Here is a 15,950-nt window from a genome sequence, read left to right on the forward strand (position 1 = left end):
TTTTTATCCTGTTAAACCCAACATTGTTAAGAGCAAATCAATGATTTTAATGCCGATGAAAGGAACGATTAATCCACCTAACCCATAGATAATTACATTTTTTCTAAGGAGTTGAGCCGCAGGAAGTCGTCGGTATTTTACTCCATGTAAGGCTAAAGGGATGAGTAAAACAATAATAAGTGCATTAAAAATTACTGCGGAAAGCACAGCAGTTTGCGGTGTTTGAAGATGCATGATATTGAGAACATTCAGTGCTGGATACGTACTTGCAAATGCCGCGGGTAAGATAGCAAAATATTTCGCAATATCATTAGCAAGACTAAATGTCGTTAAGGAACCGCGTGTCATAAGCAACTGTTTACCTATTTCAACGACTTCAATTAATTTAGTAGGATTTGAATCCAAATCGACTAGATTACCTGCTTCTTTTGCGGCTTGTGTTCCTGAATTCATGGCTACTGCAACATCAGCTTGTGCAAGTGCCGGGGCATCGTTGGTCCCGTCACCAGTCATTGCTACTAAATGACCTTGAGCCTGTAGGTCGCGAATCAATTTAAGTTTATCTTCGGGCTTTGCATTGGCAAGAAAATCATCTACTCCTGCTTCGCCGGCAATTGAGGCAGCAGTTAGCGGATTATCGCCTGTTACCATGATGGTTTTAATCCCCATTTGTCTTAATTGCGCAAATCGCTCACGAATTCCTCCTTTAATAATGTCTTTAAGACGAATAATTCCCAGTACTTTTGGGCCTTCTGTAACAACCAGCGCTGTTCCTCCTTGGCGCGAAATAATTTCAACATTAGTTTTCACATTTTCAGGAACGTTACCCCCTAACTCATTAATGTATTCTTCGATGGCTTCTGATGAGCCTTTGCGAATTTGTCGAGTTCCAAGATTTGCGCCACTCATTCGGGTTTGTGCGGTAAAAGGAATAAAGGTTGCATTCAGCTGAGCAAGTGCTCTGCCGCGCAATTTATATTTTCTTTTCGCAAGAATAACAATGCTTCGACCCTCAGGCGTTTCATCAGCAAGAGAAGCCAATTGAGCTGCGTCGGCTAAATCTCTGACATTGACTCCTTCTGCTGGAATAAATTCTGTTGCCTGACGGTTTCCTAAAGTAATTGTCCCTGTTTTATCAAGCAATAAAACGTCAACATCACCCGCAGCTTCAACAGCGCGTCCGGATAAAGCAATGACATTGGCTTGAATCATACGATCCATGCCAGAAATACCAATTGCAGAAAGTAACCCCCCAATCGTTGTTGGTGCCAAACAAACAAAAAGAGCAACGAGTACTGTGATTGAAATTGCTGAGCCTGATTTAGTGACAGATACACTGAAAATTGAAAAAGAGAGTAGGGTACTGCAAACCACCAGGAACACGATGGTTAGTGCGGCCAGTAAAATTGTTAATGCGAGCTCATTCGGAGTTTTTTGTCTTTTTGCACCTTCGACTAGGGAAATCATTCGATCCAAGAAGGTTTCACCCGGATTCGAAGTAATACGGATGATAAGCCAATCTGAGATAATTTGAGTCCCTCCAGTGACTGCACTTCGATCTCCACCGCTTTCACGAATTACCGGGGCGCTTTCGCCGGTGATGGCACTTTCATTGACTGAAGCAATTCCTTCAATAATCTCACCGTCACTGGGAATAAAATCGCCTGCTTCAACCAAAACCAAATCCCCAGCACGGAGTTGCACTGATGGAATCATCGTGAATTTTGCGCTTTTAGATGCCTTAGCCAATTTTTTAGCTTGAATTTCTTGTCGTGCGCGACGTAATTCTTGTGCCTGGGCCTTGCCTCGACCTTCTGCCATAGCTTCCGCAAAGTTAGCAAACAAGAGTGTAAACCAAAGCCATAAACTAATCGCTAGAATAAACAAGGGTGGAGCCTCTCCATTTCCTAGGAGTGCCTGTATAAAAAGAGCAGTAGTGATAATTGAACTCACATAAACGGTAAACATGACCGGATTTTTTATTTGGGTATGAGGGGCTAATTTTAAAAATGAATCGAGTAGAGCGCCTCTAATAATGCTAAAATCCCAAATAGAATGTGATTTAGAAGCCATATTTCCCCCAAAGCATCAAATGCTCCACAATTGGACCAAGGGCAAGGGCTGGTAAAAAGGACAATGCACTAATAACAATGACAATACAGACTAATAAAGTAATAAAAAGCGGGGTGTGTGTGGCTAATGTACCTAAACTATTAGGAATCCGCTTTTTTCTAACGAGAGAACCGGCAATTGCAAGTGCAGGAATAGCAAGCCAATAGCGGCTGATCAACATAAGTACGCCGCCGACAATATTATAAAAAGGGGTGTTGGCATTCAAACCAGCAAAAGCACTGCCATTATTATTTCCCATAGAAGTAAATGCATAGAGTATTTCTGTAAATCCATGTGCCCCGGGATTTGCTATAGAACTTGTTCCAGCAGGGGTTACTGAAGCATAGGCTGTGGCAATGAGGACAATTAAAGGCATAATTAAAACAGCGATAGAGGCCATTTTCATCTCATAAGGTTCAATTTTTTTACCTAAATATTCAGGGGTTCTACCAACCATAAGTCCAGCAATAAATACAGTGAGAACAACCAGCATTAACATCCCATATAGCCCAGAACCAACACCTCCAAAGCTGACTTCACCCAGATGCATCATCCATAAAGGAACTAATCCTCCTAGAGGGGTAAATGAATCGAGCATGGAGTTGACAGAACCATTAGAGGCTGCTGTTGTTGCTGTGGCCCAGATTGCTGAATTGACAATACCAAAACGTGTCTCTTTACCTTCCATGTTTCCAGCAGGGTAAAGTTCTGATTGCGCTATAGTATCAATCCCCATTTGTTGAAATGAGGGATTTCCTACTTGTTCGATGGCAACTTCAAATAGTAACCATGGAACAAAAAGAATGGCCATAGCAATTAATATTGCCCAACCTTGCCTTTTATCTCGAGCCATAGTGCCAAACGTAAAACAAAGAGCGGCTGGAATAAGCAAGATTGCTACCATTTCCAGAAAGTTGGTTAATGGTGTGGGATTTTCAAATGGATGAGCAGAATTAGCACTAAAAAAACCACCGCCATTAGTACCCAGTTGTTTAATGGCAATTTGTGATGCTACTGGTCCCATAGGAATAATTTGTTCTGTTATTTTTACAGGTGTGGTTTGAGGATTACCTTGGCCATCTAATACAGGCTTACCTGCTTCATCCGTTATGGGTTGTTGATAGGTAAAAGCATGCATCAGATTGATTTTTTGATTCGGCTTAAAATTCTGAATGACCCCTTGAGAGCACAGAATAAGTGAAAAAACTAAAGACAATGGCAATAAGATATAGAGTATTCCACGTACAGTATCTACCCAAAAATTTCCTAGGCTGTTACTTTCATGTTTTACGAGGCCGCGTATAAATGCAATGAGTAATGACATACCTGTTGCTGACGAGATAAAATTTTGTACGGTTAGTGCAAACATTTGCGTAAAATAACTCATCGTTGTTTCACCACCGTAGGCTTGCCAATTAGTATTGCTGGAAAAGCTAATTGCGGTATTAAATGCAAGATCAGGCGATGGGGAGGCAAATCCTTGAGGGTTTAATGGGAGATAAAATTGGATTCGTTGTATGAGATAAACAAGAAGAAATCCAGCCAAGTTAACGAAGAGCATGGCTGATAAATAGGCTTTCCATCCCATTTCTTCTTGTGTATGAATACCGCAAAGCTTGTAGATGAGATGTTCAAAAGGCCTTAAAACAGTATCTAATAAACAGGAGCGGCCTTGATACACTCGTGACATGTACCAACCTAATGGTTTTACAAGGAGTAACAAAAAGAACAAATAAAATACAATTTGCAAAAAACCAGGTTTTGTCATAAGGGTCCTTTCCTGTGTTTAAATTAAATCCATCCCCCTAGAATAACTCAGGTTTGAATAACACAACTAACAAATAGATTAACAAACACACAGCAATTATTCCGCAACTTAAATACAAGCTCATGATTCACTCCTTGATAAATAATCAAAGAATCGGATTAGCCCAAAAGATAAGCTAAAAAAGAATAGGACAAGAAAAATTAATAAAATATCCATTTGCTTGAGTGTCCATTATAGAAAGCGTGTATTAATTATAATTCTAACTCAGGTTTCTTTAACTGTTTGATTATAGTGGTTATACATAAAAAAAAACAATCGAACAAGTAATACTGTCATCCCGAGTGTAACGAGGACTTCCCACTATAGCTGTACTAGTTTTGTAGCCTGGGTGCAGCGAAGCGGAACCCGGGAGGGATTGGTTATACTGTATTCCCGGGTTCTGCTTCGCTGCACCCAGGCTACAATTTAAGAAATAAAAAAGGCGTATTAAAATAATACGCCTTTTTATGGAATTCGGGATAGACAGTAAGATTGAGTACAGTCCTTTTTACCAAGGTGGACTCCTCTGGAGTGTTTTAGGCTTCTTAGTACTTTACTAAGCTTGCTCACCGCACTCTCACTCTGGCTCCCAAAGTAATAATGTTGGCTGAACAATGTGTACTGTCTATGATTCTATGATAGGCCAATCTACGTTCTAATGCCACTTGATTTCGCTGGTTTTTTGCAAAGATTTCGTTAAAGTTGATCAAGGTTTAATTAATTTATTGAATTAATGAGAGAAATTAAGTTCATGAGAAATTTATTGTTTTGTAGCCTGGGTGAAGCGAAGTGGAACCCGGGTTTCGCTGCGCTGCACCCAGGCTACGAATCTATGAAACATTAACTATGTTTGTGAATGCCAAAAAAGGGAACACCCATGTAGGTTCTTCTTGCAGCGTGTCTTTGAGGAGGGTTTTTGCTTGTTTGTAGAAAAATTTGGGTATAATAAAGTTTGCCTTGTTTGTCACGAGCAACCCCTATACCAGTTAGATTATAATTTCCTACAATATTTTTTTTATGTCCTGGGCTACGGAGCCATTGGCTGACTACGATTTGAGCCGTTTTGTAGTTGTAGGCAACATTCTCGGCTCCACCACCAGTATTTTTAATTTGTGAACGCAGTTTAGCAATACGTTTTCCAAAGTCTTGATGCCCAAAAGGCATACGGTGGTTCGCCATATCTTGAGAGTGTTGTTTGGCTTGAATTACAATATTATTATCCATTGTAAGCTTAGATAAGCCGTGTTGCTGCCTGTATTGGTTAATATAGAATAAAACAGCATTTTGAATGGCTGTATCATTTTCAATATGCTTTGCTGCAGAAGCTGCGTAAGCACAAGGTAATAAATTAAAAAAGATAGAACTTAAAATAATTATTTTGGCTTTTAAAGACATAGCACTTTTCTCTAGAATAAAAGAAGGGAATGGTGACTAAAAAAAAACCATTTGTCTAGAGTTGACACGATTTAAATAGAATCAAAATAAAAAATAACATTCACTTTGATTCAAGAAAATAAACAAACCGCTTATGAGAGCAAGTTAATGGCTTAAATTGCCTATAGCATCCTTTAAATCTTCAACTTCACCGGAATAATGAAAGTAAATTCGTTTTTTTGAGCAGTCTATAATGCACAGTGGTTCTTGAGGTTGATCACCAAATTGTTTAAATATCCAGAATATTCCATCGCTATGCTGGTTTTCTATTTCTTTTAACAAGTCCACCATTTTATCATTTTCCAAGGCAGAATGAGGACAATTCAAGCCTAATGTTCCATGGGTTATTTTATAAGCGTAATGTTGTTCTTTCATGATAATACTCCTGCAAATCATTAGAGAAGTAGATCCGTTTTGATCACATTATAGCCTAGGAAAAGCCACCTTTTCATTCAAGATGCATTCAAATCTGACTTTTCCTCAAGATCCTTTATTTATTTGTGACTAAGACATAGGTGCTTTGTAGCCCGGATTAGCTTGGTAGCCTGGGTGCAGCGCAGCGGAGCCTGGGATGGGGGCCATTATATTCCCGGGTTCTGCTGCGCTGCACCCAGGCTACAATTATTTTTATAAATTAACCGATAATCCTACGAGCACCGCATGTAACGTAGGGATGTTAGATAATTGATCTCTTTTAGAATAGGTATCCAAATGAAAGTTCGGACCATTGCCACTAAATATTCCTTGATACAACAAACTTAAACTAGCCAAAGCGGTAATTGGATAGCCAAATCCTGCTTGTATTTCACCTGCTAATTGGGAGATGTCATTTAGAGGAACACGCTCATCCCGCCAATGTCTGTAAGCCAGGCCTCCTTTTAATTGAGCAAAAAAAGAACTATTTCCCAGAGGATCACTTTTGGTAGTAATTAATAAATCCAACGTAGGGGCAAGAGTAGTTTGCATCGGTATCCATTTTTTAAACGCATGAAACGCTTCTTGAGGAATGTCTAGTTTTATTCGGGTCCCTGTTTGCAATCCTAATTCCAAGCCCAATGCAATATTTCCTGCAAGCATCATTTCATTAGCCAGTGCTAATCGTCCTATTGGAGCATTTTTGTCTCTAGAAGAGACTTGATAACTGCCTGTACCAGCACTTGCAGTAACAGACCATGGCTGATCTTGTGATGTCAGTTTAGGGAAATAATCACTAGCGATTACATTAAATGATAATAAAATTCCTATTATAATTAATTTCATATGCCATATCCCTAAATGAATTGTTCATAATCATACTCTTGCATGCCAATAATAAGAATTTTTTAGAACCTTTTTACAGGCCTAGTTCCATCACTGCAAAAGTACCTATGGGAATAGTAAACATAAAAAAAGGCAAGCACCTTAAGCATGATACAACCGCCTTTTTATCGAGCTTGGCGGAGAGAGAGGGATTCGAACCCTCGATACGTTGCCGTATACACACTTTCCAGGCGTGCGCCTTCGACCGCTCGGCCATCTCTCCAATTCGGGCAAGCTTATACAGGTCGGATAATAAAATCAACCCTTGTGCAGACCTAAATTTATAACTTATATACATAATTTATAATAGATAATGTATATACTATAAATAAATGGTTCTAAAGACTGTTAACGGCTCATTGACCATTGTGGCCAAATAAATTGTTAAGACGTTTTATTTAAAAGGATTGAATTATGTTAGCAAGAACTTTTATTTTAATTCTAAGCCTTATTTCATCAAGCCCGCTTTGGGCTGCTATTACCTGTTATTACACTTTAGTTAAAGACAGTTGTTGGACTAAATATAATGTATCTGTAGATGTAATGGACGCGGCATCGGCTAAAATTCTAACTACGATAACAGTCCCTTCCGGAAAGTCTTGGATACGTCAAACTTTTCCTTGTGAAGCGGGTCAAAAACTAATGTATCGAGCTCAGTTTTCCCCGGTTTTTTGGGAAAGTGATAAAGGGAAAACATATAGTGCCAAAAATTATTGGTCTTTGCCCAATACAATAAATCCTGGAGACTCAGCTTGGAATGTCACGGTTTGCTATCCTAGTGATTTTTCACTCGTTCCTCTGCCTCCTGATGTATCAGGCAATTGCAGTTGTAATTTTGATGGTATTCCGCCGATACCACCAAAAAAGATATAAATGGCATTAATTTTTATCTTTGTGTATGATTCTCGCTACAACATAAAACTAAAACTAATTTTTAGGAAGGATTTTTCCTTATTTGTTGACGGAGCGACTGATGATTACTCTTAGAAATAAAATTGGTCAAATGTTAATTATGGGCTTTGATGGTTTTGATATCCACGACAAAAGCCCTGTTGCTGAATGGCTATCATCGGATGGACTAGGTGGCGTTTTGTTATTTGATCAAGATATTTCTACGGGATTATATGGTAAGAATTTAAGAAATCAGGTACAAATCAAACGCCTAACCCACCAACTCAATTATTATTCTTCAGAAATAAATTACAGAAATAATGATTTGCCCTTATTAATTGCTATAGATTATGAAGGGGGAGCTATTGATCGTTTGTCACGGATTGAAGGATGTATGCCCACCATGAGTGCCCACAATATGGCACAATTATCTCCTGAGGCTTTACAGGCTGAATTGACGCAAATGGCATTTACCTTAAAATCTTTAGGGTTTAATCTTAATTTCGCTCCAGTTGTTGATTTGCATTTACAAGATGAGCAAGGAATTATTGGAAGCTTACAGCGTAGTTTTTCAATGAATCCTGATGATGTAGTTCGTTTGGCCAGAAAATTTGTTGATATTTTTTATCATTATGGTATTGCTTGTTGTTATAAACATTTCCCAGGTCATGGCAGTGCATTGGGAGATACCCATAAAGGTTTTGTGGACGTTACCAATACATTCTGTAGAGAAGAGTTGGTTCCTTATTACCAATTAGCAAAAGATATTTATAAACCAACTCTGATTATGACTGCACATGTAGTGAATAAACAGTTGGATAAGCAGGGCTTACCAGCTACTTTATCCCATGATATTTTAACCAGCTCGTTGCGTGAGACGATTGGCTATGATGGAGTCATCATTGCTGATGACTTACAAATGCAAGCAATTACAGATCATTACTCACTTGAAGATGCCTTATGCATGTCAATCAATGCAGGGGCTGATATGCTTATTTTCGCGAATCAATTAGGGAAAATTACGGCGCCAGAAGTGATTGAAGTAATTGAGCGACTTGTTTTCAAGCAAAGAATAGAACACCAACGTATCGAAGATGCTTATCGCCGAATCATTCGGTTAAAGCAACAAATCAAGTGCATTGAGTTGGTAGATTGAAAATTTGAATCCTGCACTCACATGTACAAACGTGAACGTTCACGTGTGTAAGTGTAGTTATTGGTAAATTATAGTGTTAAAGGGGTTAAAATCTCTTGACGAACAGGCTGGATGTGTTAGAATATTTCTCATTGTACATATTTTAATCATGTCGAAGATAAGGTTTTTATGTTAACTCACTCGAACCAAACAACTCATCGTTCAACTCTCACTCATTTTAAACTTGTTTCTTGTTGTTGCTGCTAACTAATCTCTTTACTTTCATTTTTTAAGGATCACCAACATGTGTGCAGCGCATCAACAACAGAAAAAACTCATTTTCAGCACTCCCGTGATTTACGCTTTAATGATTGGTTTGGGTATTGCCAGTGGATTGTCAGACATTGCCGTGTTGAAAGAAACAGGGCTATTGATTTCTGATTTGTTTATTAAACTTTTTAAGTGCATCAGTTTACCCATCATTTCTTTATCCATCATTGTTACCTTAGCTAACTACAAAACTGATGGATATATGAAAAAAATCTGGCAGCGTACGATTAAGTATACTTTTTCTACTACTGTAGTGGCTGCAGTGATCAGTTGTTTGCTTTATATCATCATTCAACCCAGCTCAGTGCAAGTCAATTTGGATGTGTCGCAAGCAGCCAAATCAGCGAGCAGTTTAGGTTATTTGGGATATCTGGCAAATATTGTCCCTACTAATCTATTATCTCCTTTTCTTGAACAACAAGTTATGGGGGTCTTGTTCTTAAGTATTATTATCGGCATTGCAGTGCGTCAAATTCCTGATGAAGAAGCACGTGATACCCTTACGCGGTTTTTCCGAGGCGCACACGGTATGTTTTTAGTGATGACGCGTTGGATTATTGCAGTGATTCCTTTAGGGCTGTTTGGTTTTATTACCTCAACAGTTGTTCAATTGCGTTCAGGTATGGATATCAAGGGGATTGGTGAGTATTTACTGATTGTTGTTTTAGCCAATTTAGTCCAAGGTTTTGTAATTTTACCTTTATGGCTAAAAAAGAATAATATTCGGCCTTTTGTCGCAATGCGTTCCATGCTTCCTGCATTATCGGTCGCTTTTTTCTCTAAGTCTTCTGTAGGTACATTACCGGTTACAATGAATACTATAGAAAAGAATTTGCAGGTGAAACCAGCAGTAAGCCGTTTTGTTTTACCTTTATGCACCAGCATTAACATGAATGGTTGTGCTGCCTTTATTTTCGCAACGGTGATTTATTTAATGCAGAATCACGGTATGCCTATTTCTTACGGCACCATGGTTTTGTGGGTATTCGTTGCTACTGTTGCTGCTATTGGCAATGCTGGGGTACCTATGGGATGTTTCTTTTTGAGCATTAGCCTATTATCCAGTATGAACGTTCCTATTGTGCTTATGGGCGTCATTTTACCTTTCTATGGTTTAATTGATATGTTGGAAACGGCTTTAAATGTTTGGTCTGATGCCTGTGTGACTAAGATTGTAAATGATAAAGCAATTGCCGAGGAGCAGGGCGCATTAAAGCCTCGAAAAGTATCCTCATATGAGCCCGAGTTAGGTTAAACAGAGATCAGATATCATCAAATAGTGTAGCCTGGGTGCAGCGCAGCGGAACCCGGGTTGGGAGATTCACTTATGCTCATAAAACCCGGGTTCCGCTGCGCTGCACCCAGGCTACAAAGAACCCAGATTACATTCCATAATTCACAACGCTGCTTCTGAAAAATTTTCCTCGTTATCTATTTTTCCACCAGGATTCAAACATCGATGGTTTTCATAAGGCTCACAATTATGTGCGAAGTACTGCTTAAAGTTTGATACAAATAGTTCTTCATTTTCCATAAGGAAAATTTTTTCAGGTTGTAATTCAACATAATTTGAGTCTCTTAAGACTGCTTTATAAATGGAACTTGCATGAGAGGAAACCCATTTATCCAGGAAAGGTAGTATTTTATTGGGATCTGTAGAAAAGAAGTTTTGATAGATATCGCTAAATAACTTACTTCTCATTTCATAATTGCTTTTGAAATAGAAATTGCTACGGTCTTTGTGATACTCGACAAAAGGAGGTCTATTGGGCTTTTTTTTCATCCCTGCTGCGATTTCTAGGGAAATGATGAGACCTTTTGCAGACTCAATTTTATATTTTGTACCTAATAAATCAGAACCATTGTATTCGTTGAGATAGGATTCCAAGTAGGAAACTGCTTCATCACTTAAAGGATCAAAATAACTGCTAATAATAAATTGAATTGCTAATTTAGTTTCTGGGTTATAGATACAACTAATATAAATTGCATAAGTAAATTGTTCATTCACTATTTTTTTTACTAAGATTTTATCAATTTGATTATGTACTTCATCACAGGTGAGTTGTTGATTTTCTATGTTTTGATCCATACGAATGATTTGAGTTGGATAATCAATGTTACGGGTAAATGATTTGTTTTTTTTTAAGCTATCTATTTCATTTGAATAAGTGACAGTTTGGTTGTTTTTATTCTCCGGGCTTTGTGAAATCATTAAGGTGGTCGCATCATCATGAGTCTGGCTGAAAACACATAGTGGCATTAAAATAAAAGGGGCAAGCAAATAATTAACTTTCATAACAAAACTCCTTTTTGGTCAGCCCAGCATTGCATCCTGCAAGTTCAAAATTTTTTGACTGGGTTATTTTGAGTATAGTTGAGTGGATGAAAATTATTCTTAATGTTCATTTGTTCTCTGAGGAGGTTTTCTAAAGGAATAGGTATCAAAATTGGCACTTAACTTGTACTGTACTTTTTAGCTTGAGGCATGAGAAATGATCTATGCAGTAATTATAAAAAGTGATGGCAGGCATTTATATACAAATAGAACACGTGTGATAATATTTAACCTGAGAGAAATGGTTGCAATCTTCTGCAAGTGTTTACTGTCTGAATTGACAAGTATTTGTAACTCGGATTAAACGCTAATACAGGCTACAAATACTTGTCAATTTAGCACATGAAACCCTTATATGTTGTAGCACTACTTTTTTCAAGTTCAATGGAGATTGAAGTTAGTTCATTCAAGAGCAGACTTCATCTATTTAAATTTTTAGGGAAATAAAATGAAAACAATATTCGCGATAGTTAGTCCTGCTTATATTAAGGCGGGTAATAGTCTTACCGATTGGGCTTCTTATTTGGTTTCTCCTCTACATACCATCGCATTTGAGCAGGTTTGTGGGTACTCATTAGGCAATGAGGTCCTGTTTTTTGAAAAGATAGAAGATGCGAAGAAGCTCATGGAGGATGCAATCAAAGGTAAAAAATCTGATGCTACAATTACGCTTCAAAAAGCGATTGTAGCATTAGAGGCAGATGATGATGGGAAAATCACAGGATTTGGCAAGCTTTATACGCCTGATTTTGATAAGCGCTTTGAACAAGCTGAAGATCATTTTTTTAAGGCAGTGCGAGTTCCTAAATGGAGTGAACGAGCAATTGATGCTAAAAAAGATGTCTCACCAGAAGCACTTTCTGAAATGAACATTCAGTATGAGACGAGTAAAAAAGCAGTTACCGAACACGCCTCAATTTAAAAAGCATCATATTGTAGCCTGGGTGAAGGCGAAGCCGTAACCCGGGAAAATTTGTTGCGAAGAAAACCCGGGTTACGCTACGCTTCACCCAGGCTACTTACATCTCATCAGGTAAAAAGCCCCCAGCTTGCATTTTCCACATACGACTGTAGTGACTTGGTATTTTGATCAGTTCTTCATGTGAACCATCTTCAATAATACGCCCTTTTTCAAAAACCAAGATACGATCCATTTCAGATAAAGTGGAAAGTCGGTGCGCAACTACAATGGTTGTTCTGTTTTGCATTAACACATGCAAACCATCCTGAATCAATTTTTCAGTTAGTGAATCCAGGGCTGAAGTTGCTTCATCCAAAATCAGGATCGGCGCATTTTTCAACATGGCTCGGGCAATAGCAATCCGTTGTCGCTGTCCTCCTGATAATTTAATTCCTCGTTCACCAACTAATGCATTATATTTTTCCGGAAGTCTGGAAATGAACTCATGGCAGTGTGCTTTTTTTGATGCAGCAACAACTTCTGCATCGGTTGCATCAATATGACCATAACGGATGTTTTCCATTAAAGTGCGATGAAATAAGGTTACATCCTGCGGAATCATTGCAATATTTTCACGCAATGATTCCTGAGTTACATCGCGAATATTTTTTCCATCAATCAAAATTTGTCCTGACTCCACATCAAACAAGCGAAGAATCAGATTTACAAAAGTACTTTTTCCAGATCCAGATAAGCCTACCAGACCAATTTTTTGCCCTGGTTCAATCACAATGGATTTATTTTTAAAAAGATGGGCTCCTTCATCATAGTGAAAGCTCACGTTTTTAAATTCAATACGACCTTGAGTGACTGTTAGAGGCTGCGCATTGGGCTTATCCGTGATCTCATGGGGTTCTGAAATCAGGGTTAAAGCTTGTTTGCATTTTCCAAGTTCTTCAGCGAAATGTACAAATTGGCTTGCCAGATACCATAAATTATAAAAAATACTGATTGATAATGAGATAACAAAACTAAAATCACCAATGGATACTTGGTTTTTACTGTACATAACGACCAGCACATATAAATTGACAGCGATCAGCACGATAATACTCAGATCCCAATAGCTACGCATTTTCAGGATGGTCCATTGCATGATCTGATCCTTATCGGTCGTATCCTGGGTTGCATTGCGAATGACTTGATTCTCAAAGGCAGCCCTGGAAAACAAGCGCAAGTTCGTAATGTTGCTTATGCTATCAACAATTTTACCGACCAGGGTCGTTTTACTGGTCGCGAAAAAATTCGATAGGTCTTGAACCGGTTTGAAATAAACGATTGCGATCCCCAGAAAAGTAATGGCCCAGATAAGTAAAATCAAAGCAAATATTGGCTGCACAATCAGCATGCTGATAATCGCAATAATAAGACCCACAATTTGCGCCGCCGCATCATCGATTGTTGTAAAAATCGCGATAGTACCCGCAGTCATGTCGGAGATTTTATTGGATAAGCTGCCTGCAAAGTTATTTTGGAAAAAACGATGCGAATGCTGATTCAAATAAGCAAACATGTTATTAACCAGGTCATATCGTAAGTAGGGGAATAACTTCAATCGGAGCCAATCCGAAAGACGCATGTCCACGGCAATTAATACCCAAAGTGTGATATATACAATGACATAGGGTTTTATGGCATCAAATAGAGCTGATTTATCGCCCGAAAATGCCGCAACCTTATCAATAATTAGTTTTAACACATAAGGAGAAAGAGCATTATTAATCCCCCAATAAGCAGCAGTGAGCAATAATCCAATAACATATACACTGTATGGTTTTATCAGACTCAAGAAAAATTTGTTTAGTGAAACGTTTTTTTTATTCATAATCTTTACTCGGTTTTGGGTACAGCTATAAGGTGTTTAATAGTCCATCCTTAATTTCATACCGATCAGTTAATTGGATAGCATTCAGAAAATTAGCATCATGGGAAATAACAATCATTGCTCCAGGATAAGCTTTAAGTACCTGAATGACATGAGCGCGTGTTTCTCTATCCAGGTTGTTTGTCATTTCATCCAAAATAAGTATTTTGGGAGTGATCGCCGCAATCTGTGCCAAGGAAAGCCTAGCTTTTTCTCCACCTGATAAGGTTGAAACCAAAGCATCAACTTCTTCATTTTTTCGGAATAAAAAATCATTTAAATGCTCCCTAATTTCAGTACTGGATTTATTTATTAAGCAACAGCTTATCGCTTCCCATACTGTTTTATCCTCTGGCAGCGCCGTGTAATGTTGATCAAGATAGCCAATCTCATATGCGTGGGGGATAATCCAATTTCCTGTTGTTATTACAGACGGATTACCCAATAAGGCTCGGAGCAAAGTAGATTTACCTGAACCATTATCCCCACAAATTGCAACCCGGTCTCGCGCTTTGATTGAGAGGCTCAATTCACGCAAAATAGGATTGTTTTCATCATAACCAATAGTACCTTCGCTGATTGTTACTAAAGTTTGGTTCGTTTGTACTCCATGCACAGCAAATTTGGGATGAATTGTCTCAGCTAGGTAAAGCCCTGATAAACGCTGGCTTAATTCGTGTTTCTTATGACTGATCGCGCTTTTTTTACGCCCGGAAGTCTCTTGTGCATTCCTCGCTTTGCTTTGTGAAACAATGGTTGGCCATTTCCTCTGCTGGATGTGTTTTTCTCCTTGAGTTCTACTGCTTTTGGCTCGTGCCTGTTCTCTCATCATATCTGCATGCAGTTGTTTTTTCTGACGTATCAGTTCTGCAATTTCATCTTCAATCGCATGACGCTGAATATTGGTCTCTCGCAAATAATCCTCATAACATCCTGTAAAGACATTTACTTTGGCTTGATCAATATGCCAAATCGTATCTACAGTGGATTGCAATAATTCGATATCATGAGTCACCATAATTAAGGTTCCTCCATAATCAGAAAGCATTCTCATCAAAGAATGTCGATTTTTACGATCCAGGTGATTACTGGGTTCATCGAGCATTAAGAGATTCGGATCAGAAGCTAATGCCTGCGTCAATAATTTTTGAAAACGCTGTCCTCCACTTAATGAGTTATATTCTTCAATGACTTGTGGGACATAACCTATATTTAATCCTTGCGGAAAATGGATGTCACCATCAGATGGTTCAAGTAATCCTGCAAGTAATTTGAGTAGGGTTGATTTTCCACTGCCGTTGCGCCCAATAATCGCAATACGACTGCCATTGGAAACTTGGCCACTAAAGTCTAAAAAACATGTTTTGTGGGGGAAAGAAAGACCAAGATTTTGAAATCGAATTGGCTTATGCATCATGTAACTCACTTAAGTATTCTAAATGGGGCAGTTGTTTGACTGCTTCCGTCATAGCCCTAGGCGTAGGGTGTACTTAAGAAATAATGTCCATGATGTGTTTAAGCCTCTTAAAGATGTGCTTGTTAGATATTGGGTATAATTGTAACCGATTGCATGATTATATGTCAAATTTATACATGAAACATAGAAATTTTCGTCCCGATTACACTGTGTAATCAGGGAACTTTGCATACACCCCTCACCCTAACCCTCTCCCCAAAGGGGCGAGGGGATAAAAGGGGGGTACAAACCGGGTAGACTGGTAACACTTTAAACCGGGATGATAGGTAACACTTTCTTAGGAGAAAAAGGTGTTACCGATG

The 15,950-nt window shown here is 38.5% G+C and carries 13 protein-coding genes and 1 tRNA gene; 4 read left to right on the top strand and 10 right to left on the bottom strand.

Going from position 1 to position 15,950, the window contains the following annotated elements; translation table 11 throughout:
* Window positions 1–3: 3 nt before the first annotated feature.
* The 7 genes from kdpB to Lstg_RS11770 all read right to left on the bottom strand — a co-directional run bounded on the left by kdpB (window position 4) and on the right by Lstg_RS11770 (window position 6,875).
* Window positions 4–2,073 carry a potassium-transporting ATPase subunit KdpB gene (gene kdpB / locus Lstg_RS11745; protein ID WP_058477877.1) on the bottom strand — a complete coding sequence of 690 codons (2,070 nt, stop codon included), beginning with the start codon at window positions 2,071–2,073 and terminating at the stop codon, window positions 4–6.
* Window positions 2,063–3,880 (bottom strand): potassium-transporting ATPase subunit KdpA, encoded by a 1,818-nt coding sequence (kdpA, locus tag Lstg_RS11750; RefSeq protein ID WP_058477878.1) that lies wholly within the window; start codon window positions 3,878–3,880, stop codon window positions 2,063–2,065. The genes kdpB and kdpA overlap by 11 nt, the downstream gene beginning before the upstream one ends.
* Before the next feature lie 37 nt (window positions 3,881–3,917).
* Entirely contained in the window at window positions 3,918–4,004 is an 87-nt protein-coding gene (gene kdpF / locus Lstg_RS18195; protein ID WP_082650847.1) for a K(+)-transporting ATPase subunit F, read from the bottom strand.
* Between the two features lie 755 nt (window positions 4,005–4,759).
* Window positions 4,760–5,314 (bottom strand): CAP domain-containing protein, encoded by a 555-nt coding sequence (locus tag Lstg_RS11755; protein ID WP_058477879.1) that lies wholly within the window; start codon window positions 5,312–5,314, stop codon window positions 4,760–4,762.
* 144 nt (window positions 5,315–5,458) lie between these two features.
* The gene (locus Lstg_RS11760) at window positions 5,459–5,728 is read right to left on the bottom strand and encodes a hypothetical protein (RefSeq protein WP_058477880.1); all 270 of its coding nucleotides are present in this window, start codon (window positions 5,726–5,728) and stop codon (window positions 5,459–5,461) included.
* A 252-nt stretch (window positions 5,729–5,980) separates the two neighbouring features.
* Window positions 5,981–6,613: a hypothetical protein gene (locus Lstg_RS11765; RefSeq protein WP_058477881.1), complete on the bottom strand. Its 633-nt coding sequence runs from the start codon at window positions 6,611–6,613 to the stop codon at window positions 5,981–5,983.
* 174 nt (window positions 6,614–6,787) lie between these two features.
* A tRNA-Ser gene (locus Lstg_RS11770) sits at window positions 6,788–6,875 on the bottom strand.
* Window positions 6,876–7,066: 191 nt separating this feature from the next.
* Here Lstg_RS11770 and Lstg_RS11775 point away from each other — a divergent pair.
* From Lstg_RS11775 to Lstg_RS11785, 3 genes are all read left to right on the top strand, one after another.
* On the top strand, window positions 7,067–7,525 hold the full coding sequence (locus Lstg_RS11775) for a hypothetical protein (protein WP_058477882.1): 459 nt from the start codon (window positions 7,067–7,069) through the stop codon (window positions 7,523–7,525).
* Between the two features lie 100 nt (window positions 7,526–7,625).
* Window positions 7,626–8,699 (top strand): glycoside hydrolase family 3 N-terminal domain-containing protein, encoded by a 1,074-nt coding sequence (locus Lstg_RS11780; protein WP_058477883.1) that lies wholly within the window; start codon window positions 7,626–7,628, stop codon window positions 8,697–8,699.
* Window positions 8,700–8,982: 283 nt separating this feature from the next.
* Window positions 8,983–10,263, top strand: a complete 1,281-nt coding sequence (locus tag Lstg_RS11785) for a dicarboxylate/amino acid:cation symporter (RefSeq protein WP_058477884.1) — start codon at window positions 8,983–8,985, stop codon at window positions 10,261–10,263.
* A 141-nt stretch (window positions 10,264–10,404) separates the two neighbouring features.
* Here Lstg_RS11785 and Lstg_RS11790 read toward each other — a convergent pair whose 3' ends face one another.
* A complete protein-coding gene (locus tag Lstg_RS11790; RefSeq protein WP_058477885.1) occupies window positions 10,405–11,307 on the bottom strand; it encodes an Lpg0189 family type II secretion system effector in 903 nt (300 codons plus the stop codon).
* Window positions 11,308–11,794: 487 nt separating this feature from the next.
* Between Lstg_RS11790 and Lstg_RS11795 the strand changes: the two genes are divergently transcribed.
* On the top strand, window positions 11,795–12,268 hold the full coding sequence (locus Lstg_RS11795; RefSeq protein ID WP_058477886.1) for a hypothetical protein: 474 nt from the start codon (window positions 11,795–11,797) through the stop codon (window positions 12,266–12,268).
* Window positions 12,269–12,365: 97 nt separating this feature from the next.
* On the opposite strand, the gene Lstg_RS11800 is transcribed toward Lstg_RS11795, so the two are convergent.
* Together Lstg_RS11800 and Lstg_RS11805 are read right to left on the bottom strand one after the other, a co-directional pair.
* Window positions 12,366–14,132, bottom strand: a complete 1,767-nt coding sequence (locus Lstg_RS11800) for an ABC transporter ATP-binding protein (protein WP_058477887.1) — start codon at window positions 14,130–14,132, stop codon at window positions 12,366–12,368.
* Between the two features lie 25 nt (window positions 14,133–14,157).
* Window positions 14,158–15,588, bottom strand: coding sequence for an ATP-binding cassette domain-containing protein (locus Lstg_RS11805; RefSeq protein WP_058477888.1), 1,431 nt, complete (start codon window positions 15,586–15,588; stop codon window positions 14,158–14,160).
* Between the last annotated feature and the right edge of the window lie 362 nt (window positions 15,589–15,950).

This window comes from Legionella steigerwaltii (genome assembly GCF_001468065.1).
Lineage (GTDB): Bacteria > Pseudomonadota > Gammaproteobacteria > Legionellales > Legionellaceae > Legionella > Legionella steigerwaltii.

Bases quoted from the DNA above. Each gene is read 5' to 3' on its own strand.
- Lstg_RS11755 (WP_058477879.1), bottom strand. From the start codon at position 5,314: ATGTCTTTAAAAGCCAAAATAATTATTTTAAGTTCTATCTTTTTTAAT.
- Lstg_RS11790 (WP_058477885.1), bottom strand. From the start codon at position 11,307: ATGAAAGTTAATTATTTGCTTGCCCCTTTTATTTTAATGCCACTATGT.
- Lstg_RS11765 (WP_058477881.1), bottom strand. From the start codon at position 6,613: ATGAAATTAATTATAATAGGAATTTTATTATCATTTAATGTAATCGCT.
- Lstg_RS11785 (WP_058477884.1), top strand. From the start codon at position 8,983: ATGTGTGCAGCGCATCAACAACAGAAAAAACTCATTTTCAGCACTCCC.
- kdpB (WP_058477877.1), bottom strand. From the start codon at position 2,073: ATGGCTTCTAAATCACATTCTATTTGGGATTTTAGCATTATTAGAGGC.
- Lstg_RS11800 (WP_058477887.1), bottom strand. From the start codon at position 14,132: ATGAATAAAAAAAACGTTTCACTAAACAAATTTTTCTTGAGTCTGATA.
- Lstg_RS11780 (WP_058477883.1), top strand. From the start codon at position 7,626: ATGATTACTCTTAGAAATAAAATTGGTCAAATGTTAATTATGGGCTTT.
- Lstg_RS11775 (WP_058477882.1), top strand. From the start codon at position 7,067: ATGTTAGCAAGAACTTTTATTTTAATTCTAAGCCTTATTTCATCAAGC.
- kdpA (WP_058477878.1), bottom strand. From the start codon at position 3,880: ATGACAAAACCTGGTTTTTTGCAAATTGTATTTTATTTGTTCTTTTTG.
- kdpF (WP_082650847.1), bottom strand. From the start codon at position 4,004: ATGAGCTTGTATTTAAGTTGCGGAATAATTGCTGTGTGTTTGTTAATC.
- Lstg_RS11760 (WP_058477880.1), bottom strand. From the start codon at position 5,728: ATGAAAGAACAACATTACGCTTATAAAATAACCCATGGAACATTAGGC.
- Lstg_RS11805 (WP_058477888.1), bottom strand. From the start codon at position 15,588: ATGATGCATAAGCCAATTCGATTTCAAAATCTTGGTCTTTCTTTCCCC.
- Lstg_RS11795 (WP_058477886.1), top strand. From the start codon at position 11,795: ATGAAAACAATATTCGCGATAGTTAGTCCTGCTTATATTAAGGCGGGT.